Annotated in this window: 22 protein-coding genes; 9 read left to right on the top strand and 13 right to left on the bottom strand. The window is 72.0% G+C overall.

What is annotated here, in order from left to right; genetic code table 11:
• Positions 1 to 48: 48 nt before the first annotated feature.
• The 5 genes from F6W97_RS13010 to F6W97_RS12990 all read right to left on the bottom strand — a co-directional run bounded on the left by F6W97_RS13010 (position 49) and on the right by F6W97_RS12990 (position 6476).
• On the bottom strand, positions 49 to 903 hold the full coding sequence (locus F6W97_RS13010; RefSeq protein ID WP_155370524.1) for an SMP-30/gluconolactonase/LRE family protein: 855 nt from the start codon (positions 901 to 903) through the stop codon (positions 49 to 51).
• A 111-nt stretch (positions 904 to 1014) separates the two neighbouring features.
• Positions 1015 to 2784 (bottom strand): serine/threonine-protein kinase, encoded by a 1770-nt coding sequence (locus tag F6W97_RS13005; RefSeq protein ID WP_155370523.1) that lies wholly within the window; start codon positions 2782 to 2784, stop codon positions 1015 to 1017.
• A gap of 162 nt (positions 2785 to 2946) precedes the next feature.
• Positions 2947 to 3315 (bottom strand): PH domain-containing protein, encoded by a 369-nt coding sequence (locus F6W97_RS13000; protein ID WP_155370522.1) that lies wholly within the window; start codon positions 3313 to 3315, stop codon positions 2947 to 2949.
• A gap of 28 nt (positions 3316 to 3343) precedes the next feature.
• Positions 3344 to 4435 (bottom strand): CaiB/BaiF CoA transferase family protein, encoded by a 1092-nt coding sequence (locus F6W97_RS12995; RefSeq protein ID WP_155370521.1) that lies wholly within the window; start codon positions 4433 to 4435, stop codon positions 3344 to 3346.
• A 19-nt stretch (positions 4436 to 4454) separates the two neighbouring features.
• Positions 4455 to 6476 (bottom strand): hypothetical protein, encoded by a 2022-nt coding sequence (locus F6W97_RS12990; protein WP_155370520.1) that lies wholly within the window; start codon positions 6474 to 6476, stop codon positions 4455 to 4457.
• Between the two features lie 178 nt (positions 6477 to 6654).
• Here F6W97_RS12990 and F6W97_RS12985 point away from each other — a divergent pair, with 178 nt between their 5' ends.
• Positions 6655 to 7788 (top strand): YihY/virulence factor BrkB family protein, encoded by a 1134-nt coding sequence (locus tag F6W97_RS12985; RefSeq protein WP_230686629.1) that lies wholly within the window; start codon positions 6655 to 6657, stop codon positions 7786 to 7788.
• Here F6W97_RS12985 and F6W97_RS12980 read toward each other — a convergent pair whose 3' ends face one another.
• Complete coding sequence (locus F6W97_RS12980; protein WP_155370519.1) at positions 7789 to 8274, bottom strand: glutathione peroxidase; 486 nt, start codon at positions 8272 to 8274, stop codon at positions 7789 to 7791.
• A gap of 57 nt (positions 8275 to 8331) precedes the next feature.
• Between F6W97_RS12980 and F6W97_RS12975 the strand changes: the two genes are divergently transcribed.
• Positions 8332 to 8793 carry a hypothetical protein gene (locus F6W97_RS12975; protein WP_155370518.1) on the top strand — a complete coding sequence of 154 codons (462 nt, stop codon included), beginning with the start codon at positions 8332 to 8334 and terminating at the stop codon, positions 8791 to 8793.
• A gap of 58 nt (positions 8794 to 8851) precedes the next feature.
• On the top strand, positions 8852 to 10012 hold the full coding sequence (locus F6W97_RS12970) for an acetyl-CoA C-acyltransferase (protein ID WP_155370517.1): 1161 nt from the start codon (positions 8852 to 8854) through the stop codon (positions 10010 to 10012).
• Here the strand turns inward: F6W97_RS12970 and F6W97_RS12965 are convergent.
• Complete coding sequence (locus tag F6W97_RS12965; RefSeq protein ID WP_155370516.1) at positions 9996 to 12836, bottom strand: AfsR/SARP family transcriptional regulator; 2841 nt, start codon at positions 12834 to 12836, stop codon at positions 9996 to 9998. The genes F6W97_RS12970 and F6W97_RS12965 overlap by 17 nt on opposite strands.
• 220 nt (positions 12837 to 13056) lie before the next feature.
• Between F6W97_RS12965 and F6W97_RS12960 the strand changes: the two genes are divergently transcribed.
• Entirely contained in the window at positions 13057 to 14031 is a 975-nt protein-coding gene (locus F6W97_RS12960; protein ID WP_196279112.1) for a GNAT family N-acetyltransferase, read from the top strand.
• On the opposite strand, the gene F6W97_RS41520 is transcribed toward F6W97_RS12960, so the two are convergent.
• Positions 13956 to 14285 carry a VOC family protein gene (locus F6W97_RS41520; RefSeq protein WP_407924573.1) on the bottom strand — a complete coding sequence of 110 codons (330 nt, stop codon included), beginning with the start codon at positions 14283 to 14285 and terminating at the stop codon, positions 13956 to 13958. The two genes, F6W97_RS12960 and F6W97_RS41520, sit on opposite strands and share 76 nt — an antisense overlap.
• Before the next feature lie 320 nt (positions 14286 to 14605).
• On the opposite strand from F6W97_RS41520, the gene F6W97_RS12955 reads away from it, so the two are divergent.
• Positions 14606 to 15424 (top strand): hypothetical protein, encoded by an 819-nt coding sequence (locus tag F6W97_RS12955; RefSeq protein ID WP_155370514.1) that lies wholly within the window; start codon positions 14606 to 14608, stop codon positions 15422 to 15424.
• A gap of 9 nt (positions 15425 to 15433) precedes the next feature.
• Positions 15434 to 16057, top strand: coding sequence for a hypothetical protein (locus F6W97_RS12950; protein ID WP_155370513.1), 624 nt, complete (start codon positions 15434 to 15436; stop codon positions 16055 to 16057).
• Positions 16058 to 16316: 259 nt separating this feature from the next.
• On the opposite strand, the gene F6W97_RS12945 is transcribed toward F6W97_RS12950, so the two are convergent.
• Positions 16317 to 16778 carry a VOC family protein gene (locus F6W97_RS12945; RefSeq protein ID WP_155370512.1) on the bottom strand — a complete coding sequence of 154 codons (462 nt, stop codon included), beginning with the start codon at positions 16776 to 16778 and terminating at the stop codon, positions 16317 to 16319.
• Between the two features lie 438 nt (positions 16779 to 17216).
• On the opposite strand from F6W97_RS12945, the gene F6W97_RS12940 reads away from it, so the two are divergent.
• Positions 17217 to 17813 (top strand): CGNR zinc finger domain-containing protein, encoded by a 597-nt coding sequence (locus F6W97_RS12940; RefSeq protein WP_155370511.1) that lies wholly within the window; start codon positions 17217 to 17219, stop codon positions 17811 to 17813.
• 11 nt (positions 17814 to 17824) lie between these two features.
• On the opposite strand, the gene F6W97_RS12935 is transcribed toward F6W97_RS12940, so the two are convergent.
• Positions 17825 to 18013, bottom strand: coding sequence for a DUF4236 domain-containing protein (locus F6W97_RS12935; protein WP_120319966.1), 189 nt, complete (start codon positions 18011 to 18013; stop codon positions 17825 to 17827).
• A gap of 28 nt (positions 18014 to 18041) precedes the next feature.
• Positions 18042 to 18959, bottom strand: coding sequence for a PfkB family carbohydrate kinase (locus tag F6W97_RS12930; protein ID WP_155370510.1), 918 nt, complete (start codon positions 18957 to 18959; stop codon positions 18042 to 18044).
• 231 nt (positions 18960 to 19190) lie between these two features.
• Between F6W97_RS12930 and F6W97_RS12925 the strand changes: the two genes are divergently transcribed.
• Both F6W97_RS12925 and F6W97_RS12920 read left to right on the top strand, forming a co-directional pair.
• Entirely contained in the window at positions 19191 to 19970 is a 780-nt protein-coding gene (locus F6W97_RS12925) for a hypothetical protein (protein WP_155370509.1), read from the top strand.
• Positions 19971 to 20156: 186 nt separating this feature from the next.
• Positions 20157 to 21200, top strand: coding sequence for a mechanosensitive ion channel family protein (locus F6W97_RS12920; protein WP_155370508.1), 1044 nt, complete (start codon positions 20157 to 20159; stop codon positions 21198 to 21200).
• On the opposite strand, the gene F6W97_RS12915 is transcribed toward F6W97_RS12920, so the two are convergent.
• Both F6W97_RS12915 and F6W97_RS12910 read right to left on the bottom strand, forming a co-directional pair.
• The gene (locus F6W97_RS12915) at positions 21201 to 22241 is read right to left on the bottom strand and encodes a S66 family peptidase (RefSeq protein WP_155370507.1); all 1041 of its coding nucleotides are present in this window, start codon (positions 22239 to 22241) and stop codon (positions 21201 to 21203) included.
• Positions 22242 to 22282: 41 nt separating this feature from the next.
• The gene (locus F6W97_RS12910) at positions 22283 to 22630 is read right to left on the bottom strand and encodes an Imm51 family immunity protein (protein WP_196279111.1); all 348 of its coding nucleotides are present in this window, start codon (positions 22628 to 22630) and stop codon (positions 22283 to 22285) included.
• Between the last annotated feature and the right edge of the window lie 161 nt (positions 22631 to 22791).

Genomic DNA, 22791 nt, shown 5'->3' with positions numbered 1-22791 from the left:
AGGAAGATTCACTAATGCTTATACGCGGCGGTCCCGTGTGGAGAAAGCTCAGCCCCGGAAGCAGTCCGCGGGGCGTCCCACCACGTCCACCGGCTGGTGGGCGTAGACCAGGCCGGCGTGCGGATCATCGGGCCGGCCCACCGAGGCCGTCGTGATCACCAGCGTGTCCAGCCGCGGTCCGGCGAACGTACAGCTGGTCACCAGCGGGGTCGGCAGCGTGACCACCCGGTCCAGCCGCCCGTCCGGGGTGTAGCGGCGCACCGCGCCCCCCGCCCACAGCGCCACCCACACCCCGCCCTCGGCATCCACGCACATGCCGTCGGGATGGCCCTGCTCGATCTCGGCGAACGTGCGCCGCGCCGTCGGCTGCCCGGTGTCGGAGTCGTAGTCGTAGGCGTCGACCCGGCCGGTCGGGGTGTCGATGTGGTACATCGTCGCGCCGTCGGGCGACCAGCCCAGCCCGTTGCTGATGGTCAGCCCGGTGAACACGGTGGCCAGCGCGTCGGCGCCCGGGTCGAGCCGGTAGAGGGCGCCCGCGCCCGGCCGCTCGTCGTAGGCCATCGTGCCCAGCCACAGCCGTCCGGCCGGGTCGGCCTTCGCGTCGTTGGAGCGCAGCCCGTCGGTGTCGCCGGGGTACCCGGGCAGCCGCTGCTCGCCGCCGCCTGGCAGCATTCGCACCGGCCCGCCGGGCAGGCAGGCGACGAAGCCGCCGCCGCACACCGGCACCGCCGCGCCGACGTGTGCCGAGATGCTCAGCTCGCCCTGCTCGCCGCCGTGGTCGGAGCGCCACAGTACGCGGCGGCCCAGGATGTCCACCCACCAGACGCGACCCTCGCGATGGCCGTAGACCGGCCCCTCACCCAGCTCGCAGCGCCGGGAGTCGAAGACCTCCACGTCCGACATCGGGTCACCCCTCCGGTCGCACGAGACCCGCCGACCTGGCGGCGGCCCGCACGCTCCACGATAGGGCGTGCCGGGGCCGCGCAGGCCCGGCTCGGCCATAACGGGTCGGGTTCACCAGCGCCACATGGAGACGTTCTTGAAGCGCACCCGCCACGGCGCGACGCCCTCGTGGCCCACGGTCGACACTCCCAGGATCACCCGGCCCTCGAGGAACAGGTCGTTCACCACCGGCACCTGGGTGATCTCCTGGCCGCCGAGGAACAGCCGGAACTCCGAGCCTGTCGCCAAGATCGCGATCCGGGTGCTGCGGCCCAGCGCCAGCGGCTTCAGCGGCGCCGTCAGCGCGGTGTCGAGCAGGGAGCGTCCGTTGCCGGGATCGTCGACGTCGTGGCGCATGAAGCGCACCTTGTCCTGGCACACCCGCATCTCGTAGCCCAGCTGGTTGCGATACCGGAACCAGACCGCCGCGCAGGCCCCTTCGTCGACCAGCGTCACATCCGCCTCGAACCGGAAGTCGTCCAGTGTGTCGTCCGGCCCGCTGCACTGGTAGCTCCAGTCCTTCAGGGTCGTCACCTCGAAGGACTTGTTCACGTACTGGCAGGTGGCGCCGTTGGGGTCGTCGTTGCGTTCCGGCCAGTTACCCGGCTTGGCCATCTTGTCGACCCGGTAGGGCCGCAACGAGGGTGACGGACTCGGCGAAGGCGAGGCAGACGGGGACGGCGAGGGCGATGCCGACGCGCTCGGCGATGCCGACGGCGACGCGGCCGCGGAGGCGGAGGCGCTCGGCGAGGCGGACGGTGCGCTGCCTGCCGCGAACCCGGCCGGCAGCGCACCGGTCAGCAGCGCCACCGTCAAGCCGCCCAGCAGCAGCGTGGTCACGCCGAGCCCGGCAGCGGCCGGCTTGGCCCACCTCGAGTCGCGCAGCCGCGGTTCGGCGGCACCCGGCTGAAGGCTGGTCGGGTCCGCGTCGACCACGGCGAACTTGCTGCCCGCCTCGGCCGCCGCGGCTGCCTGCCGGGGCAGCTCGCCGGAGCTCAGCGCCCGGTCCGGTCCCCGGGTGAGCAGCCGGTCCAGCAGGTCGCGGGCCGTCGGGCGGTCGGCGGGGTCCTTGGACAGGGCCGCCTCGACCAGCTCGCGCAGCGGCCCGGTCAGGCCGTCGAGGTCGGGTTCGGCGGTCATGATGCGCACCGCGACCGCGGGCATCGAGTCGGCGGTGAAGGTGACCCGGCCGGTGCCCGCGAACGCGACCACGGCACCCCAGGCGAACACGTCCGCCGCCGGGGTCAGCGCCTTGCGCGCCTTCGTGTCCAGCCGCTCCGGGGCCATGTACGCGACCGTGCCGATGAGCTGGTCGGTGCGGGTGTTGCCGGGCTGCCCCTCGACCGCGCGGGCGATGCCGAAGTCGATGACCTTCGGGGTGCCCGGCGCCAGCAGCACGTTGCTGGGCTTGAGGTCGCGGTGGATGACGCCCGCGCCGTGGATCGCGGTCAGCGCGGTGGCCACGCCGATGGCCAGGCCGTGCAGGTTGGCCGGGGTCAGCGGGCCCCGCTGCTGGACGACGCTGGACAGGCTGGGGCCGTCGACGTACTCGACCACCAGGTAGGGGGAGTCGTGGTCGGGGTCGGCGTCGAGCACCTCGGCGGTGCAGAACGGCGGCACCTGCTTGGCCCGCTCCACCTCGCTGCGGAAACGCTGCCGGAACTCCGGCTCGCCGGCCAGATCGGCCCGGATCACCTTGACCGCGACCAGGCTGTCCTGGGGATCGCGGGCCAGGTAGACGCTGCCCATGCCGCCCTCGCCGAGGCGGCCCAGCAGCGTGTAACCGCCCAGCTCACGTGGGTCCGTGGGCCGCAGCGGCCGCGATGCGTCGGCGCCGACCATGATGGACTCGATCTCCCGTTCTCGATGCCCGTCGAGGCCGCGGCTCAATGCGCCGCGGCCTTACGGACTGTCCCCGCTGAGTCACGCGACATCCTGCCATTCGCAGGCCGTCGCCGTAACCCTGCCGCGTCACCAGACGCGCGACGGGGGCCGGGAGGTTGCTCAACTCGTGATGCGGTGCAGGATCAGATCGTGGACATGGTGCGACTTCTCATCACCGCGGAACTCCATCTCGTACACGTGCGTGCCCACGTTGATGGCGATGGCCCCGGTCGAGAAGAACTGCCCGGCCCAGGACTTGTTGCTCACCACGCTCACGCTGGTGATCTTCGTATAGGGAATGCTGGTGATCGCGGTCTTCTTGCCCACAAAGGACTTGTCCTGAATGATCACGCGGCGATCGGTCAGCCCGATGAAACCCGTGCCTGCCCCGATGGCGTCGTACACGGCGATCACCTGCTCGCCGGGCAGCAGCCCGCTCTGGATCTGCTGGAGCTGTTCCTTGCGGTCGTACACGATGCTCGCTGTCATGCCCCGACGCTAACCGCGCACCGCAACCTCAATCCTGTCCGCACCAGTCGGCCAGGACCTCCGCGGTGTGCTCGCCCGGCAGCGCCGGGGGCATGTCCAGTCCGGCCGGGGTGTCCGAGAAGCGCGGCGCGGGCGCCGGCTGGGTCACGCCGTCGTGCACGACGTAGGTGCTGCGGGCGGCGAGCTGCGGATCGGTAGGAGCCTGCCCCATCGACAGCACCGGGGCCACGCACCCGTCGGAGTCGGCGAACAGCTGCGCCCAGTGTGCCTGCGGCTGCGCCGCGAACCGTGCCGTCAGCAGCTTGCGCAGCTCGGGCCAGGCCGTCCGGTCGTACTGCGGGGTGTCGGCGGGCAGGTCCAGCCGGGCCAGCAGCTCGGCGAAGAACTGCGGCTCCAGCGCGGCCACCGCGACGTGGCGGCCGTCGGCGGTGGCGTACACGTCGTAGAACGGCGTGCCGCCGTCGAACAGGTTCACGCCGCGCTCGTCGAGCCAGGTGCCGCCCGCGTACATGCCCCACTGCATCGCCATCAGGTGCGCCGCCCCGTCCACGATGGCCGCGTCGACGACCTGGCCCGGCCCGCCGCCGCGCACCCGCCACAGCGCGGCGAGCAGGCCCGACACCAGGTACATCGCCCCGCCCGCGAAGTCGCCGAGCAGGTTGAGCGGGATCTGCGGCGGGCCGCCCGTCCGGCCGATCGCGTGCAGCGCGCCCGTGACCGCGAGATAGGTGAGGTCGTGCCCGGCGGTCTGCGCCCGCGGCCCGTCCTGGCCCCAGCCGGTGATCCGGCCGTACACCAGCTGCGGGCGGCGGTGCAGGCACACGTCGGGTCCGAAGCCCAGCCGCTCGGCCACGCCCGGCCGGAAGCCCTCGACGAGCACGTCGGCCCGGTCGACCAGGCGCAGCAGCAGGGCCACGCCGTCGGGGTCCTTCAGGTCGACGGCGATCGCGCGCTTACCGCGGTGCAGCAGGTCGAACCGCGGGTCCACGGCCGTGACGCCGCCGCCCGGACGGTCCACCCGCACCACGTCCGCGCCCAGGTCGGCCAGGTACATGCCGCAGAACGGACCGGGGCCGATCCCCCCGACCTCGAGCACCTTCAAGCCGTCCAGCGGACCCATGGCGGTGATGGTACGCAGCTTATTCGCGGCTGAAGGTCCACACCCCGTTGGTGTCGATCACGACCACGACCGTGCCGCGGGGCAGCATCGTCTCGCCGGTGAAGTCGCCCTCCTGGCTGATCAGCGTGGCGCTGTCCGAGCCGATGGCCTGCACGGTGAACTTGCCGGAGCCGCGGTGGTCGAACGCGACCTTGACCGACTCCGCCGCGGTGCGCGGGATCAGCAGCACGTCCGCGCCCACCCCGGACGCGGTGCCGCTGAACGTCTGCGCGGACGCCAGCGGGCGCACCACCATCCGCCAGCCGCCCTCGGCCTGGATGCTCACCGCGTCCGGCCGGATCTCACCCAGATCCAGCGGCCGTACCCCTTCGTAGCTCTCCGCGGCGCTCACCAGTGTCTGGATCTCCCGGCCGTCGGTCTTCACGGTGCGCACCACGAACGGGCCCGTGCCGGAGTAGGTCAGCGCGACGGTGTGGAACGTGCTGCCCAGCTCCACCGGCACCACCTGCGGCCCGGTGCCCTCGAAGACCTGGTCCTGCGGCTGCGCCTGGGTGGTTTCCCGGCTCGGGGCCGGGATGGGACGGTCCTGCGCCTGCCGGGTGGGCTCGGTGGCGGGCTGCTCGCCGACCTCGGTCGCGCCCGGCTCCGCGACGGCGCCGGGTGAGCCGCCGAGCCGGGTGGCGAGGAAGCCGCCCACGCCCAGCACGGTGCACAGCAGCAACCCGGCCGCACCGGCCAGCCCCCATACCCACCAGGGCTTGCGCCGCGCCGGGGCAGCGTGCGCGGGCACGTGTCCCGCCGCGTGCGCCGGCACGTGCGCGGCTTCGGGCGGCGGCGCGACCCCGGCCGGCTCCGCCGCGAACGCCATGGTCGGCGCGCCTGCGGCGGGCATGCCCGCGAGCGGCACGCCTGCGATGGGCACGCCGGTCACGGGCATGGCCGGTGTCGCCTCGTGAGCCGGATCCGCTGCCGGCCAGGCGATGCCGGAGGTCAGTGGCGTGGCGGCGACCGGCCCGTACACCGGCCCGACCGGCACGAGCACGACCGGCTCGATTCCGGGCGTATGGGCAGCATCGTGGGGTTCGGATCCCGATGTCACGGCCATGGTCACCGGCTCGGGTCCGGCCGTGAAGGCCGCGCCCACCGGCTCGGCGGTGAACGCCATGCCCGCCGGTTCGAGTTCGGGAGCCGCGGCGGGCTCGACCGGCTCGGGTTCGCCCGCCGCGGTCGAGGCTGCTGCGGGTTCCGGGTCCGGCGACGGTGCGGGCTCGGCCGCCGCCGCGGCGGGCGCCGGTTCCGCGGGTGGGCCGTCCACCGCCGCGCCCTCCTGGGCGGCAGCATCCGCCCAGGCTGGTACGGCAGACGCGGCGGGCTCGGCGTCCCAGGCCGGTGCGGCGTGCGCATCGGTCCAGGCCGGGGGCGGCTCGTCGGACAGGGCCGGTTCGGGCGCGGGCTCGGCGATCCAGCCGGGCTCGGCCGACAGGGCGGGATCGACCGGCCAGGCCGGCTGCGGCCGCTCGTGGGACCACACCGTGTTCGTGGCCGCGTCCATCGCCAGGGCCGTCTCCGCGGCCAGGACCGGTGCGGGCGGCGGCGGGCCGGTCTGCGCCGGCTGCCCGAGCAGGGTGGCGGCCGCAGTCACGGGTGCGGCGTCCGCCGGTGGCACCAGGTCTGCGGCCGGTGCCGACTCGGCCGTCTCCATCGCCGTGACCAGGGCAGACTCCGGCTGCGGGGACGGGTCCAGGTCGGTTGCGGCGGGCACGGCGACGGCGTCGTCCGTCGCGCGGTCCGGCACCGGGTCGGTCGGCGGCTCACCGGCGACAGGGTCGGCGCGATGGCCGATGAGCTCGTCGAGGCTGGTGAAAGGCCCGTCGTCAGGCAGTTCGAACATCAGCGTGGGGTCGTCGGCGCCGTCGGCGACCCAGAACTGCCAGTCGTCGGGCGCGGCCGGCCAGGCGGGGTCGGGCCGCCAGCCCGCAGGAGGGGTCCAGTCCTCCGGCGGCGTCGGCCATCCCGGTGGTGAGTGGTACTTCCAGCCCATCGCCCTACCCCCGTCGTGCTTGCCGCAGCACACTGAGGTGCGCTGCCGTCACCGGGGGTGACCTGATAATACGTGCCGGGCAGGGTCCGCGTGCGTGATCCACTGACGACGCTGTGCCCGCCCGGAGGTTGTAGTGTGCCGTTCACCTCTGGTGTCATACCGGGGTATCGATCGTTCGGTGGAAGAGGCAGCGGTGGCGCGTACGAGGGAACCGGGCCGGGCACACCGGGAGCGGCTGCTGCACATCCTTGCCCGCGGCCCGGAGCGGCCGTCGCAGCTCGGCTTCCGGGCCTGGCTGGGCGTGATCCGCCGCACCGTGGTCGAGCTGCTCAACGACGAACTGGCCGACCGCGCGGCGGCGCTGACCTACTACAGCGTGACGTCGATCCTGCCGGGCATGCTGGTGCTGGTCGCCGGAGTGGGCCTGTTCGGCCGCGCGACCAGCGACGCGGTCGCGGAGAACCTGAGCGAGCTGACGCCGGCGCCGGCCCGGCACGCCGTGCTGGAGATCATCGACAACCTGCGCTACGACCAGCGGGCGGCAGGGGTGGCCCTGGCGGTCGGTCTCGGCATCGCGTTCTGGTCGGCCACCAGTTACATCGGCGGGTTCATGCGCGCCGCGAACGTGATCTACGACGTGCCGGAGGGCCGGCCGATGTGGAAGACGATCCCGGTGCAGCTGTTCGTCACCGCGGTCACCGGCGTGTCGCTGGCCGCGAGCGCGCTGGCGGTGGTGCTCAGCGGCCGGGTCGCCACCAGCGTGGGGCGCGCGTTCGGCGTCGAGGACACCACCGTCAAGGTGCTCGACGTGGTGAAGTGGCCGGTCCTGGTGGTGGTGATAAACCTGCTGCTGGCGCTGCTCTACTGGGCCGCGCCGAACGCCCGGCTCGGCGGCTTCCGGTGGATCACCCCGGGGACCATGGTGGCGATGGGCACCTGGATCACCGTGTCGGGTGGCTTCGCGTACTACATCGCGACCTTCGACTCGTACAACCGGACCTACGGCGCGCTCGGCGGGATCATCGCGTTCCTGGTCTGGCTCTGGCTGACCAACGTCGCGGTGCTGCTCGGGGCGAAGTTCGACGCCGAACTGGGCCGGGCGAGGGCCATCGCGGCGGGCATGCCGCCCGACGCCGAGCCGTACCTTCCCCTGCGCGACGTGCCCAAGCAGGAGCCCCGCAACGGGCTGCCCGCGCTGGAGGCGGGACCCGAAGCGCTGCCCGCAGAGCCGGAGACGTCCGAGGAGCCCGCAGCGCCCGTGGCCGAGCCGTCGGCGGAGGAGGAGGCACGGCCCGACGAGGGCCGGTCCTGATCAGGCCAGCGCGCGCTCGACGGCGCCGACCAGCTCGGGCGACTCCGGGGTGACCTGCGGGCGCAGCCGGGCGACGACCGCCCCGGACCGGTCGACCACGAACTTCTCGAAGTTCCACTTGACGTCGCCGGACTCGCCGTCGGTGTCGGCGGTCTGCGTGAGCAGGTCGTACAGCGGGTGCCGGGCGGGACCGTTGACGTCGACCTTCTCGGTCAGCGGGAAGGTGACGCCGTAGTTCACGTCGCAGAACTCGGCGATCTCCTCGGCGCTGCCCGGCTCCTGCCCGGCGAACTGGTTGCACGGCACGCCGAGCACGACCAGCCCCTGGCCGGCGTACTCCTCGGCGAGCTTCTGCAGGCCGGTGTACTGCGGGGTCAGCCCGCACCGGGAGGCGACGTTGACGACGAGCACGGCTTTGCCGCGGTACTGGGCGAGGTCGGCGTCGCCGCCCTGCAGGGTCTTGATCGTTACGTCGTAAAGGCTCATGGGGGCCAACCATAGCGCCGGTGCCCGGAGCCCGGACGGTCTGTCACGATGTCGGTCATGACGAGCATCGAGCCCGATCCCGGTGTGACCCCGGTGGCCCGCGCCGCCCGCGCCGCGGGATGCGCCTTCGTGTCCTTGGCCGTCTGGATGGGTTTGGCCTACGCGCTCATCCAGCTGCAGGGCTGCACGGCCGAGGGCATGAAGTGCCTCGGCGACGCGATCGGGATCATGTTCCTGTGCCTGCTCGGCGCGGCGCTGTCGATGTGGGGACTGCTGCGGCTGGCCCGGGTGCGCCCGGCGTGGCTGGTCGCGATCACCGGTCCGCTGGTCTTCCTGCTGCTGGCGTTCGGCCTGCTGGGACGCTATTTCCTCGGTACTCCCACGCTGTGGGTCGTCGCCATCATGGCCTCCTACTCGCTCGCCGCCGTGCTGGCCGATCCGCGGGTGTCGGCGCGGGTGCGCTGGCTCACGGTCGGCGTGTTGGTCGCGCTGCTGGTGGCGGGGCTGGCCCGGTTCTGATCGCGGACCCCCGCGGACCTGAGTGACCGTTCAGGTTACTTCGCAGTAGGCTGCTGTCATGCGTGATGCGGTGATCATCGGAGCGGTCCGTACCCCCGTCGGCCGGCGCAACGGCGGCCTGGCCGGCGTGCACCCCGTCGACCTGGCCGGGCAGATCCTGCAGGACCTCGGCGACCGCACCGGGTTCGACCCGGCCGACGTCGAGGACGTCATCCTCGGCTGCGTCTCGCAGACCGGCGAGCAGTCCTGGAACATCGGCCGCAACGCGGTGCTCGCCGCGGGCTGGCCGGAGACCGTGCCCGGCACCACCCTGGACCGCCAGTGCGGCTCCAGCCAGCAGGCCGTGCACTTCGCCGCGGCGACCGTGCTGTCCGGGCAGGCCGACTTCGTGGTGGCCGCGGGCGTGGAGTCGATGAGCCGGGTGCCGATGGGCTCGTCGGTCGGCGAGCTGGGCTTCCCGTACGGGCCCGAGGTGCGCACGCGTTACGCCGGGGTCGAGGGCTTCGCCGGGGACGCCCCGGTGCCGTTCAACCAGGGCGTCGGCGCGGAGATGATCGCCGCGCGGTGGGGCTTCAGCCGCGCCCGGCTCGACGAGTACGCGCTGGCCAGCCACGCCAAGGCCGCGGCCGCCAGCGACGGCGGGCTGTTCGCCGCGGAGATCGCCCCGGTCGGCGACGTGTACGCCGACGAGGGCATCCGGCGCGAGACGTCGCTGGCGAAGCTGGGCCAGCTGGCGACCCCGTTCAAGGCCGACGGCGTGGTCACCGCGGGCACCGCGTCGCAGATCTCCGACGGTGCCGCCGCCATCGCGGTCACCACCTCGGTCTGGGCCGCCGAGCACGGCTTCGCCCCGATCGCCCGCATCCACACCGCCGTGGTCGCCGCCGACGACCCGGTGATCATGCTCACCGCGCCGATCCCGGCCACCGCGAAGGCGCTCAAGCGGGCCGGGCTGTCCATCGCCGACATCGGCGCGTACGAGGTCAACGAGGCGTTCGCACCGGTGCCGCTGGCCTGGCTGGCCGAGACCGGGGCCGACCCGGACCGGCTCAACCCGCGCGGCGGCGCGATCGCGCTCGGGCACCCGCTGGGCGCGAGCGGCGCGCGGCTGATGACCACGCTGGTGCACCACATGCGCGACAACGGCATCCGCTACGGGCTGCAGACGATGTGCGAGGGCGGCGGCATGGCCAACGCCACCGTCATCGAGCTGCTGTGACCGCCAGACCGGCAGCGCGCAGCTTCTCGCGCAGCTCGGCGGCCTCGGCCCGGCCCAGGTCCTCGTAGACGTCCAGGGCCCGCCGCCACCACAACGCGGCGGCCGCCGGGTCGCCCAGGGCCTGGTGGCTGTCACCGAGGTGGGTGTGCGTCGCCGCCTCGCCGACGAGGTCGCCGAAGTCGCGGTACAGCGCCACGGCCTGCTCGTAGCGCGCCAGCGCCGCGATGTGCTCGCCCAGGTGGGCGTGGGCGTAGCCGAGACTGTCCAGGGTGTGCGCCTGCCCCTGCCGGTCGCCCAGCTCGGTGAACAGCTCCAGCGCCTGGCCGCAGTGCTCCAGCGCGGCCCGGTGCTCGCCGGACAGCGTGCGGTACCAGCCGATGCCGTTGAGCGCCCGCGCCTGCCCCGGCACGTAACCGGCGGTGGTGTACAGGACCAGTGCCTGTTCGGTGTGGTGCAGCGCCTGCTCGATGCGGCCCTGCATCTCCAGCGCGACGCCGAGGTTGTGGTGGGTGTGGCCCTGCCCGGCGTGGTCGTCCACCGCCCGGTACAGCTCCAGCGCCGCGTGGAAACTCGCCAACGCCTCCTCGTGCCGGCCCAGCCGCACCTGGGTACGGGCCACATGCCGGTGCAGGTGGGCCTGGGCTGACCGGTCGCCGAGCCGGTCCGTCGCGCCGAGCGCGGCCGCCAGCACGGTGAGCAGGTCGGACCAGTGGCCGCGCCGGTCCAGGTAGGTCGTCAGCTGCCAGGACAGCTGCCAGGCCCGCCGGTCCCAGCCGGCCGCCGCGGCCCGGTTCAGCGCGGCCACCAGGCAGGCGTGCTCGGCGGTGAACCAGGCCAGCGCGCCCGGACCGTCGGCTGGTTCCTCGACCAGCGTGCCGTCGGCGGGCGGGTCGACCTCCAGCGGCTTGCGCACGCTCTCCAGCCGCCGGTCGGCCCACTGGGCCGTGTGCAGGTAGTGGTCGAACAGCCTGCCCAGCGCGGCGGTCCGGTCGGCCTCGGGTTCGCCGGTCTCGGCCAGCTCAGCGGCGTACAGCTGCAGCAGGTCGTGGCACTGGTAGCGCCCCGGGGCGTGCTCGGCGACCAGGTGCGCCCGCACCAGCTCATCGAGTGCGGCCTGCGCCTGCGCGAGCGGCGTCCCGGCCAGGCTCGCCGCGGCCGGCACCGCCAGATCCGGGCCCGGGTGCAGGCCGAGAAGGCGGAACATGCGCGCGGCGGGGGCGCTCAGCGCGCGGTACGACCAGGAGAACACGGCCCGCACGTCGGTCGCGGCGTCCCAGCCGGTGAACGCGTCCAGGCCCGCGCCCTCGGCCTGCAGCCGGTCGGCCAGCTCGGCCAGCGGCACCTCGGCCGAGATCGCGGCGCGGGCGGCGACGATCGCCAGGGCCAGCGGCAGGCCGCCGCACATCCGCAGGATCCGTGCGACGGCCTCCGGCTCGGCGGTGGCACGGTCGGCTCCGATCCGGCGGCTGAGCAGCTCGGCCGCTTCGGTGTCGGCCAGCAGGTCCAGTGTCAGCGGGCGGGCGCCCTCGGTGGCGACCAGCGCGGGCAGCTGGTTGCGGCTGGTGATCAGCACCAGGCAGGTCGGCGAGCCGGGCAGCAGCGGGCGTACATGCTCGGCGTCGCGCACGTTGTCGAGCACCACCAGCACCCGCTTGCCCGCCAGCAGGCTGCGGTACAGACCGAGGCTGCCGTCCAGGGTGGCCGGTATCCGGTCCGGCGGCACCGCGAACGCGTCGAGCAGGCTGCGCACCGCCTCGGCCGGGCCCATCGCGGTGCCGTCCGGGTCGAAGCCGCGCAGATTGAGGTAGAGCTGGCCGTCGGGGAAACGCTCGGCTATCCGGTGTGCCCAGTGCACGGCCAGGGTCGTCTTGCCGACCCCGGCGGTGCCCGAGATCGCCGAGATCACCACGGTGGTCAGCCCGGTCGTCCGGTCCCCGGGCAGCAGCCCTGCCAGCCGGTCCAGCTCGGCCGCCCGGCCACTGAAGACGGGCGTGTCCGCGGGCAGCTGCGCGGGCACGGTGCCCGCGGGGCCGGTCGCGGCAGGCTCGGTGAGGGTGTCCAGGTCGGACACGGCGACGCGGTCCAGCCGGTCGTCGTCGCGCAGCACCGCGGCGTGCACCCGGCGCAGCGCCGCCCCGGCGTCGATGCCCAGCTCGTCGGCGAGACGGGCGCGGGCCGCCCGGTACACCTCCAGCGTGTCGGCCCGCCGCCCGGACCGGTACAGGGCCAGCATCAGCAGCGCCGCCAGGCTCTCCCGGTAGGGGTGGGCGGCGGCCAGCGCGGCCAGCTCCGGTCCCGCCTCGGCGTGGCCGCCCAGGTCCAGGCGCAGGCCGAGACTCTCCTCGCGCGCCCGCAGGTGCTCCTCGGACAGCCGCTGCACCTCGTCGGCCAGCAGGGCGTCCGGCGGCAGGTCGGCGTAGGGCTCGGCGCGCCACAGCCGCAGCGCCTGCTCGAACAGGTCCGCGGCCGCGGAGTCGTCACCGGCGCGTCGCGCGGCGCGGGCCTGGCCGAGCAGGTCGGCGAAGGCGAGGCTGTCCAGCTCGTCGGCCGTGGCGGCGATCAGGTAGCCGCCCGGACCGTGCGAGACCCGGGCCGGGTCGCCGAGGGCGGTGCGCAGGCGGTGCACGTACACCTGCAGGGTCTTGCGGGCGGTGGCGGGCGGGCTGCCGTCCCACAGCGTGTCGGCCAGCCGGTCCGCGGAGACCGGGTGATTGGCCCGGCTGAGCAGCGCGGCGAGCAGGCGGCGCGGCATCGCGGCCGGAAGTTCCACCGGCTGCCCGTCACGGTGCACCGCCAGCGGTCCCAGCACCCCGAATGTGATCACGCTTGCTCCCCTGTCCCGCCCAGGGTGTCCGACACCGTGACGACGGTCAAGTCAGCGTGCAACCGCCGCGCAACCGGCCGCACGGAGGATGGCGACGCACACAGTGGGGCATGGCGATCCGGCCTGTCGGTCTGTCAACGGGGGCGGGCCGCCGGGCCGCCCTTCACCATGCCGCAAAGCCGCTGGCGCGAGCCGGGTCCGGCGCGCTACAACACCGGGTATGACTGTGACGCCGTTCGATCCGCGGCTGGGCCTGCGCGAGCAGCTGGCGTGCTGGCACGAGGTGGCCGCGGCTGCGAGCGCCCACGACGACCCGAGACACGCGTCACTGCCCCCGGCGGCGCGCGCCGCGGCGCTGCTCGCACCCCGCCCCGACGGCCGGGTGCGGCGCTGGCTGGGCTGTGCCGACGGCGCGGTGGTGGGGCTGGCCGAGTTGTTCCTGTCCGATCGGGAGAACCTCGGCTGGGGTTTCGCCGAGGTCACGGTGCACCCGCGGCACCGCCGGTCGGGCCACGGCACCGCACTGCTGGCCGCGATGCGCGCGGCGGCGTCCGACGCGGGCCGGGACACGCTGGTGCTGAGCGCGATGCGGGGCACGCCGGGGCCGGCCTGGGCGGCGGCGCTGGGCGCGCGCAGAGCACAGGAGCTGTGGGAGTCCGAGGCGGACCTGGGCGCGCTCGACCCGGCGGCGCTCGGGGACCGGCCCGCGCCGGGTTACCGGCTGGTGAGCTGGTCCGACGAGGCGCCCGAGGAGCTGCTGGCGTCGTACGCCGCGGCCGTGGACGCGATGGCCGACTCACCCGACGGCGGGCTCGGCTACGAATCCGCGCCGAACACGCCGGAGCTGGTACGGGCCAGGGAACGCTGCGCGCGCGAAGCCGGGTTGCAGCGCCGGGTCGTGGCCGCGGTGCACGAGGCCAGCGGGGCGGTGGCCGGGCTGACGGTGCTGGAGATCCCGTTGCTCGCGCCGGAGCTGGCGCATCAGGACGACACCGTGGTGGTCCCGGCGCACCGGGGGCGGGGGATCGGGCTGTGGGTGAAGGCGGAGATGGTGCGCCGGCTGGCCGCCGACGGCGGGGTGGTGCGCCGCCTGCACACCACCACCGACCCGTCGAACAGTCACATGCTGGCGATCAACGACCGGCTGGGGTTCCGCCTGGTCGGCGTGCGGGAGCAGTGGAAACTGCCGGTCTGATCACTGCACGCAGAACTCGTTGCCCTCGGGGTCGGCCGGCACCACGTGGTGGGTGCCCGGCTCCTGCACCTCCGCAGGACGGTGGCGCCGAGGGCTTCCTTGCGCTCGCCCTCGCCGTCGCGGCGGTCCGGGCCGGCGTGCAGGTCCAGGTGCACACGGGCACGACACCCGCCCTCGGTACAGCATCGCCGTCGACGACCTCGACGAATCCACAGCCTCGCTGCATTGAAGGTGACCTGAATGTGACGGCCCATCAGTTCCCACTCCGACATCGAGTTGAGCAACCTGCCGCGCATGCCAGCGGTCGCCCGCTACCGCTATCGGGGCGACACGATCCCCAGCCCCTGGAACAAGATCCGAACCACCAATGCCGCACGCGACACCATGGAGAGCCGCTGCGAGAGGGGCAAGTTGATCTTGGTGGCGGGGGGACAGCGAAGGCTGACTATTGATGTTACGGTCTCGCCAAGATGGTTCAGGGCCCGCGATTCCTGCCGGACCCTGAACCAAGACTGCAGCCCCGTCTTCCACAACTGGCTGCAGTCACCGACGCGTCACCCTCGAAGGAGAACTTGTGCGGCAGACCACCAGAGTACTCGCGGTGAGCTTGATGCTTATCGCCGGGTCGGTTGCAGTCCCCAGCATCAGTCAGGCGGCTCCGAGCGCACCTCTATGCCTCGTGAGCTCGTTTGATTCGTCCACCAGCCTGTCACGCGCCGATGAAATCAACCTTGAGACGAGCGGCTGGCGCCAGCGCGGAGCGACGCAAGCCGAGGTCGACCGCCGACTTGCCAAGCAGGGGATCGTCAGGATCGGCGCATCGCCGGATGTCGAACCCCTCAGCATCAAGGGCGACCTCAATCTACCGGCGCCGACGTTGTACCACGATACGAGTTGCGGACAGAACCGCTGGTACGTGATCGGGAACTTCAACTGGCGGAACCGTGCATGGGAGTCGGAGGCGAACTGCTACCCCTACCGCTGTGTTCTCGGTGCGGATGACGTCGCAGGAATTGCCTTGTCTCGCCCGGTGGCTTCCTACGGTGGTTGGTCGTTCGTTCACTATGACACGAAGGGCGCCTCTTACCTCGCGTCGTACGCGGAGGACGCGAACACGTCTGGCGTCGTCTACGCCGAACCCGACTATGTTCAATGGATGGGCACCAGCAATGGTGGCTGGAAATACGACTGGGCAAGTGGCCAGATCGTTTACAGTATCGCCGATCCGGGCTGTGGTCCGCTGCGAGCGTTGACCGTCGTGTCCCACAACTGGAGTACGACTTCCATCAATGGTGTCGGCGTCGGACCATGGTCGATCTCGGTTAGCTGGTCACCGAGCGCCTACGGCTGGAAGGCCGTGAGTTCCGGATCCAACACCCTGACTCCCTGCTAGGAGCCTGACATGGCGGCGAAGTTCGTGACTGTGCCAATGCGACACAAGAAGCAGACAGCCGTGATAGTCGCGCTGGCAATCATCGCGGGCTTCGCCGCCTGGTTCGTGTTCGTCGAATATCGGCGGTGGACGCCACCTCAGCTCAATATGACCGCACACGCTTACATCACCGATGGGCACATGCTCTCCGAGGACGCTCTGGTGCGCCGCTTTCGGGAAATGGCGGCATCGGACAACTTCGGAGCGAATGTCGGTGGGCAGGTCGCCGTCACCGAAGTCGAGTGGTCCACCTCAGAAGGATCATCCATCCACGATGGTTGTGAGCTCAATGCGGTGATCTTCGCGCCAGCCGGATGGCAATGGCTGAGTTGGGCGGGTGACGAAACCGTCGGCAACGGCATCAGCGACAGCTATTATCACTTCTTCGACGACGACAAACCCGCCTGGCGCAACCCCGCGTCGTTGTTCACTCGTACCCGCAGCGCCGGGAGACTCGTCGTCATGGCTCAGATACCCGATGATGCCCAGGCTGGAACCTACCAGGAACAAACGTATCTGACGCTCTTCTGCGAAGGTCTGAATCCACCCGGAGTGCTGGTCCCAGGGCCGAATTTGACGCTGACAATCCGGTGAGGCATGGCCCATTGCCGCCCTGGTGACGGGTTTTCCGCCAGTCATCTCCGCTGCCAGGTGCGGATCAAGCGTCGCCCTGGGTCCATAGCTTCGTCGAGATCGGCGGGCCGACGTCCATTCTGCTGGCCCAGGCCGCATGGCGAACAGCGCAGCATGTCCACCACTGGAGCGTACGACGTCAGGGCGAAGGCGGTCGTGTCGTGTCGGTGTAGTCCATTGGCAGAGAGCTGCTCGGCATCCTGTGGATGCACGGTGACCCTTAGTCGAGGCAGAATTCGTTGCCTTCGGGGTCGGTCAGGACGATCCATCCGAGGCTCATCGGCGGCTCGGGCTCGAAGCGGCGCACCCGGGTCGCTCCCAGCGCCACGAGCCGTTCGCACTCGGCTTCGAGGGCTGCCATCCGTTCGTCACCCTGCAACCCGGGAGCCACGCGTACGTCGAGATGCACACGATTCTTAGCGATCTTGTCTTCTGGAACCTGCTGGAAGAAGATCCGCGGGCCGTTCCCGTCCGGGTCCTCGATGGCCGACCTCGAGTTGCGCTGCTCCTGCGGCACGCCGGCCCGCTCGAGGAAGTCGTCCCACGCGGCCAGGGGGTCGGCGCCCTCGGGCAGCTCGACTCCAGGTGGCCCGGGATGGACGTAGCCGAGCGCATCGCGCCAGAACGAGGACAGCGCGCCCGGGTCATGGGCGTCAAAGGTGACTTGGATGTGACGGCTCATCAGTTCCCACTCCACTCGTATCCACTCATGCCTGAGAATCGTCCACGTCCGTCAGGCCACGTGACCGGATCGTTCCGTACCCGACTGGTTCTTGGTTCGTCACGTTTCCCTCGGACACCCGCTGGAACAGCAGGCGGCGGCCGAGCCCGACATCGGTGACCAACTGCACCGGGTCGTCCGGGTGGCGCACCGCGACCAGGTCGCGGAAGGCCTTGCGGCCGTCGACCTCCAGGTGGAGGTCCTCGGTGAGCGCGCCTGTCCGATCAGCTGGTCAATCAGGGCGGAGTTGTCCTCGACCTGGTATCCCAAGGCCTGTGCCAGAACGCGGTCTGCGCGTGCGGGTCGGCGCAGTCGATGAACGACCTTCCACTCCAGTGCCACGAGGTTCCCCTCTCGTCCGGTCTGCACTCCAGCCATGTAACCACATATAGTGGTTACATGGAAGCGGGCATGGTGCTGCGACCGCCGTCGGGCGGGATGTTCCGGTTCGATCCCGGCACGCTCTGGCTGGACCTGCTGGTCTCCGGCGGCCCCGGTGAGCTGGCGGTGTTCGAGACGCTGCACACGCCGGCCGACCTGGCCGACTGGACCGCGCTGAGCCGGCTCCGGCTCGACCCCGCGCAGGTGCACGTCACCGATGTCGAGCTGCTGGCCGGGAAAGGGCTGCGCGACGGGCTGTGGGAGCTGGCCCGGTCGCTGACACGCGCCCGCCCGGTGCGGCCCGAGCTGGCCGCCCTGGTCGACGCTGCGGCCGCACCGCCGCCGCTGGCTCCCCGGGTGCGCGTCACGGGGTCGGGCTTCCGTCGGGAGTGGACGCTGCCCGCCACCGGCACGCAACTGCTGTCGACGGTCGCGCGCGACGTGGTCGACGTGCTGACCGGCCCGTACGCCGACCGGGTGCGCGAGTGCGGCGGGGACCGGTGCGGGCTGGTGTTCCTGGACACCTCGCGGCCGGGCAGCCGCCGCTGGTGCTCGATGGAACGCTGCGGCAACCGCAGCAAGGTGCGCGCCCTGCGGGAGCGGCGCGCACCTTGAGGCTCGTCAGGTCAGCTCTTGTCGCCGCCGCCCTTGTTCTGCTTCCAGGACCAGGGGCCGGGGAGATCCACCCGGTGCGCCCGGGTGCGGGAGTTCCACGACCAGCGGCCGATGCGGAGACTCCATGAGGACAGGCCGCCCTGGGTGAAGTTCAGGCGCAGGGGGCCGAGTTTCCAGGTCTTGCGGAACAGCAGGCTCATGGACCCCATGTAACCGCACGCGCACCACTCAAAACGTGTCCGCGCGTGCCAGAAGCGCGGCGCGGCCGAGTGGGTCCACTTCGGTCGCCGCGACCGTGCACGCATGAGCCCCGGTGATCGCCCCGTAACGTGCGCAGACGTCCGGTGGCAGGCCCTGCGACCGACCGTACAGGAAGCCGGCGGCGAACGCGTCGCCCGCGCCGTTGGAGTCCACCACCGGCCGCGGCGGCGCCACCGCGGCGAACCGGCGCACCGTGTCGTCGTCGCTGGTCAGCAGGTAGCCGCCGCGCGCGCCGTCGGTGGCGACCGCGATCTGCGCCCGGCCCAGCGCCAGCACCCGGCGCAGCGCGGCCGCCGGGTCGCCCAGCGCGGCGGCCGAGACGAAGACCACATCTGCGGCCGCGGCGAACTGCTCGTGGTACGGGTTCTCGCCGTCCCAGTTGTGCAGATCCGTGGAGACGGTCACGTCCAGCTGCGCCAGCTGCGCCAGGGCGAAGGCGCCCGGATGGGTGATGCACACGTGCACGTGCCGGCAACCCGCGGCCAGCTCCGCCAGCAGCGGCTCGGGGAACCGGTCGTGCTCGCCGCCGCGGCTGATGTCGTACAGCGACAGCCGCCGCCCCTCCGGGCCGACCAGGTTGACCGCCCGCTTGGTGCCGGTGCTGCTCGTCAGCTCCGTGAACCCGAGGCCCGCGTCGGCGTGCAGGGCCCGCACCAGCGCGCCCTCCGGGTCGTCGCCGAGGATGTCGACGTGGTGCGTACGCAGGCCGAGCGCCGCCAGCCCGAGCGCGAGGAAGTCCCCGGTCTGCCCGGCCCGCGTCGTGATCGCCGGAACCAGGTAGCTGTCCGCATAGGGCAGTGGCAGCTGCGGGACCTCGACGATGGTGTCCACGCCGGCGCCGCCGAGCACCAGGACGTCGAGGGCAGGGTGATGAGGAACACGCATGGTGTGTCGCCTTCCGTCGATGGGTAGTCGACGTTTCAGCCCGTACGGTCCGCAGTCGGATCATGCGGTGTCCGCCGAGGTCGCGACATGTCGTTGTCGATGATCACGGACGGGGCAGGTGACGTCAAGGCGTCACCCGCTCGACAGGCGAGGTTGGCGAACGCTGATTACGCTGCTGAAGCTGTGCCCCCGGGCAACTGCCGGGGATTCGAAGGGGAGGGACACATGTACGTGAGGACACGACGTCTCGGGGTGGCGGCGGTCGGACTGATCGCGGCAGCGGCGCTCGTCGCGGGTTGCCAGGCGACTCCGAAGACCGAGGCGGGCGCGACGCCGTCCGCTGCGGCCTCGTCGCAGGCGCCGACGCAGGCCTCGGCCGCCGACGCGCTGTCGGCGGCGACGACCAAGCTGAAGACCACCACCGCGAAGATCACCATGACCATGGGCGGCACGGCCTCGATGAAGGCCACCGGCAGCCTGGACGGCCCGAACAAGAAGGCCGCCATGAACATGGTCATCGGGGCCATGGGGCAGAACCTGACCATGGACACCGTGCAGATCGGTGATGAGGTCTGGCTGAAGTACGCCGGTGTCCCGGGCCTGCCGAAGGACTGGATGCACGTCGACATCACCAAGCTCGGCCCGAACAGCACCGTGCGCAAGTCGCTGGAGGACCCGTCCTTCAGCGAGAACCTGCTGCGCAGCGCTGCCCAGGTCAGCTGGGACGGCACCAACAAGGTCAAGGGCACCCTCGACATGACCAAGTCGCCGACGATGAACCCGGCCGCGGCGGCCGCGCTGGGCGACAAGGCCACCGCGGTGCCGTTCACGGCCGCCTTCGACGACCAGGGCCGCCTGGTCAACATGACCGTCGCCGTGGGCGAGGCCGTGCCGCAGGCCGGCATCACCGACATGGTCGTGGCCTACTCGGGCTTCGGCGAGCCGGTGACGGTCGAGAAGCCGGCCGGCAAGGTCATCGAGGCTCCGGTCGAGCTGCTGGCCAACCTCTGACGCACGCTCCGGCCGGGTCGCGGATCTTCTCCGCGGCCCGGCCGCCACGCCGCCTCTGCCAGGGCCGACTGCCCGGCAAAGGCGGCGTTTCGCGTTCAGGGGCGCGGGTAGGGATGAGAACGTGATCTCGTACCCCGCCGCCGGAGAAGGTGACACTGTGACGCCGACCAGCACCGGTCGCCGCTGATGGACGCCGAGCAGCTGATGCGATCGGCGATCGTGGTGACCGTGGCGGTCCTCGCCGCGGTCGTCGTCGGCTGGCTGTCCCGGCTCGTGGTGCGGCTGGTCGCCCGCCGCCGCTACCGGCGGTTCCTGGAGCAGCTCAGCCAGGCGTGCCGGTGGGCGTGGCGGGCCGTGCTGCTGGTGGTGGCGCTGATGGTGGCGCTGCCGTTCACCCAGCTGACCGGTGCGGCCCGCGAGGTCGTGCACCACGCCCTGATCATCGCGCTCATCGGGGCGTCGGCGTGGCTCGCGGTGCGGGTGCTGTTCGTGCTGGAGGACGCCGCGTTCCGGCGGCTGCCGGTGGACGTCGCCGACAACCGGCGCTACCGGCGGGCGCGTACCCGGATCGGCATGGTGCGCCGGCTCACCGCGGTCACCGTCACCCTGCTGGCCATCGCCTCGATCCTGATGACCTTCGCGCCGCTGCGCACCCTGGGCGCGTCCCTGCTGGCCTCGGCCGGCCTGGCCGGTGTGGTCGCCGCGCTGGCAGCCCACGCCACCCTCGCGCACATCTTCGCCGGGCTGCAGCTGGCCTTCACCGACGAGCTGCGCCTCGACGACGTGGTCGTGGTCGAGGGGGAGTGGGGCCGCGTCGAGGAGCTGCGGCTGACCTACGTCGTGGTGCGCCTGTGGGACGAGCGGCGGCTGGTCCTGCCCACCACGTACTTCACCACCACGCCGTTCCAGCACTGGACCCGCAACGACTCCCGGGTGCTCGGCGCGTCGGTCCTCTACCTGGACCACCGCATGCCGGTCGACGCGCTGCGCACCGAGGCGCAGCGCGTCGTCGAGGCGTCGCCGCTGTGGGACCGCCGGGACTGGGTGCTTCAGGTCGTCGACACCACCGAGACCGCGATGGTGGTCCGCGTGCTGGCCTCGGCCGACGACGCGGCGAAGGCCTACGACCTGCGCTGCGAGATCCGCGAGAAGCTCATCGCGTACGTGCGCGAGCATCACCCCGAAGGCCTGCCCCAGACCCGGGTCGTGTTCTCGCCGCCCGAGCCCTGATCAGTAGCGCACGCTGATGCGCCGCGCCACCCCGTCGACCCGCACGTCCCCGCCGATCGGCAGGACCAGCTGCGGGTCGGTGTGGCCGATGTCCAGGTCGAACACGAGCACTGCGTCCGGCGCGTACGCCGCCACGGCCCGGCGGACCGCGTCGCGCTGCTCGGCCCGGTACGCGGCCTTCTGCCCGGCCGTGTTGCGCCGGTCGAAGTGCCACGCCTTGGGCCGCCCGGCCAGCACTGCGCCGAAGCGGCCCAGCATGCCGCGCTCGCCCATGTTGCGCAGCGTCCGGAAGACCTCGTCGGCGCTCGGCATCTCCTCGGAGGTCTCCAGGACCAGCACGTGCCCGTCGAAGCGCTCCGGTGGCGCGACGAAGCCCGCCTGCAGCAGCCAGGACAGGATCTCCAGGCAGCCGCCCCACAGCGGCCCTTCCACGACCCGCTGCGGCCCCTCCCACGCCCAGCCGTCCGCAGGCCGCATCCGCGGCGGCACGTCGCGCAGGGAGGCGTCCGCCCAGTCGTTCGGCTCGTCGGTGTAGTCGGCCGAGGCGGTCAGCTCGTGCCAGCCCGGCGTGAACAGGGCCGCGCGCAGGCTGCTCGCCGACAGCGGGTGCATCGCGCCGCCGCGGGCCAGGCAGGCCATCACCGTCGCGCCGTGAAAGCCGACCACGCCGAGGCCGAACAGGTGATTGAGCAGGTTGGTGTTGTCGGAGAAGCCGAAAAAGGGCTTGGGGTTGGCCCGGATCACCTCGTCGTCGAGGTGGCGCAGCACGGTGATCTGGTCGTCGCCGCCGATGCTGGCCATGACCGCGGCGATGGACGGGTCGGCGAAGGCCGCGTTGATGTCGCGGGCCCGCTCCCGCGGGGTGGCGGCCACCGCGCGGGTGGTCGGGAACTCCACCGGGACCAGCCCGAACTCGTCGCGCAGCCGGGACAGGCCCAGCTCGTACACGTCAGGGAAGACCGCGGGCAGCCCCGCGCTCGGAGACAGGACCGCGATGCGGTCACCGGGGCGGGGCTTGGGCGGGTAGGTCAGGTCGGCCATGGGCGGAAACTAGCCGATCCGCCCGATCGCGGCACCCGATATCAGTCGAGCAGGCCCTGTTCCTCGGCGCGGGTGATGGCGTCGGCCAGCACGTCGAGGTCGACGACCGCCTCGCGGATGGTGGCGGCCACCTCCGCCAGCGGCTCGATGTCGCCGGCGCGCACCGAGAACAGGTCCGCCTCGGAGTCGAACTCGATCTGGTCGAGCACCTCCGGCGCGCGTTCGGCCAGCAGCACCTGCACCACGCCCTCCCAGGCGTAGCCGTTGCCGAGCCAGCCCTGCTCGTCGAAGATGTCCACATAGTCGTCGAAGTCGTCGAAGGTCAGGCTGAACTCACCGGAGTCGTGCTCGACCAGCTTGCCGGGGTCGAAGTCGGGGTCACGTGCCATGACCGCGAGCATAGGCGGTGGCATATGTCATTGCGGTTTCGTCTAAAGGGTGACTTCACCTCCCCCGAACCGGTGAAATCGTGCGGTCAACCTGCTGTTCGCGGCGCGTCCACCCGGCGGCGCACCCGCGCCGGGGGAGTCCGCCGCCGTCCGCGTGCCGC

The sequence above is a fragment of the Catellatospora vulcania genome, assembly GCF_009720385.1.
In the GTDB taxonomy this organism is placed as follows: Bacteria; Actinomycetota; Actinomycetes; order Mycobacteriales; family Micromonosporaceae; genus Catellatospora; species Catellatospora vulcania.
This window is presented reverse-complemented; position numbering and strand designations above follow the sequence as displayed.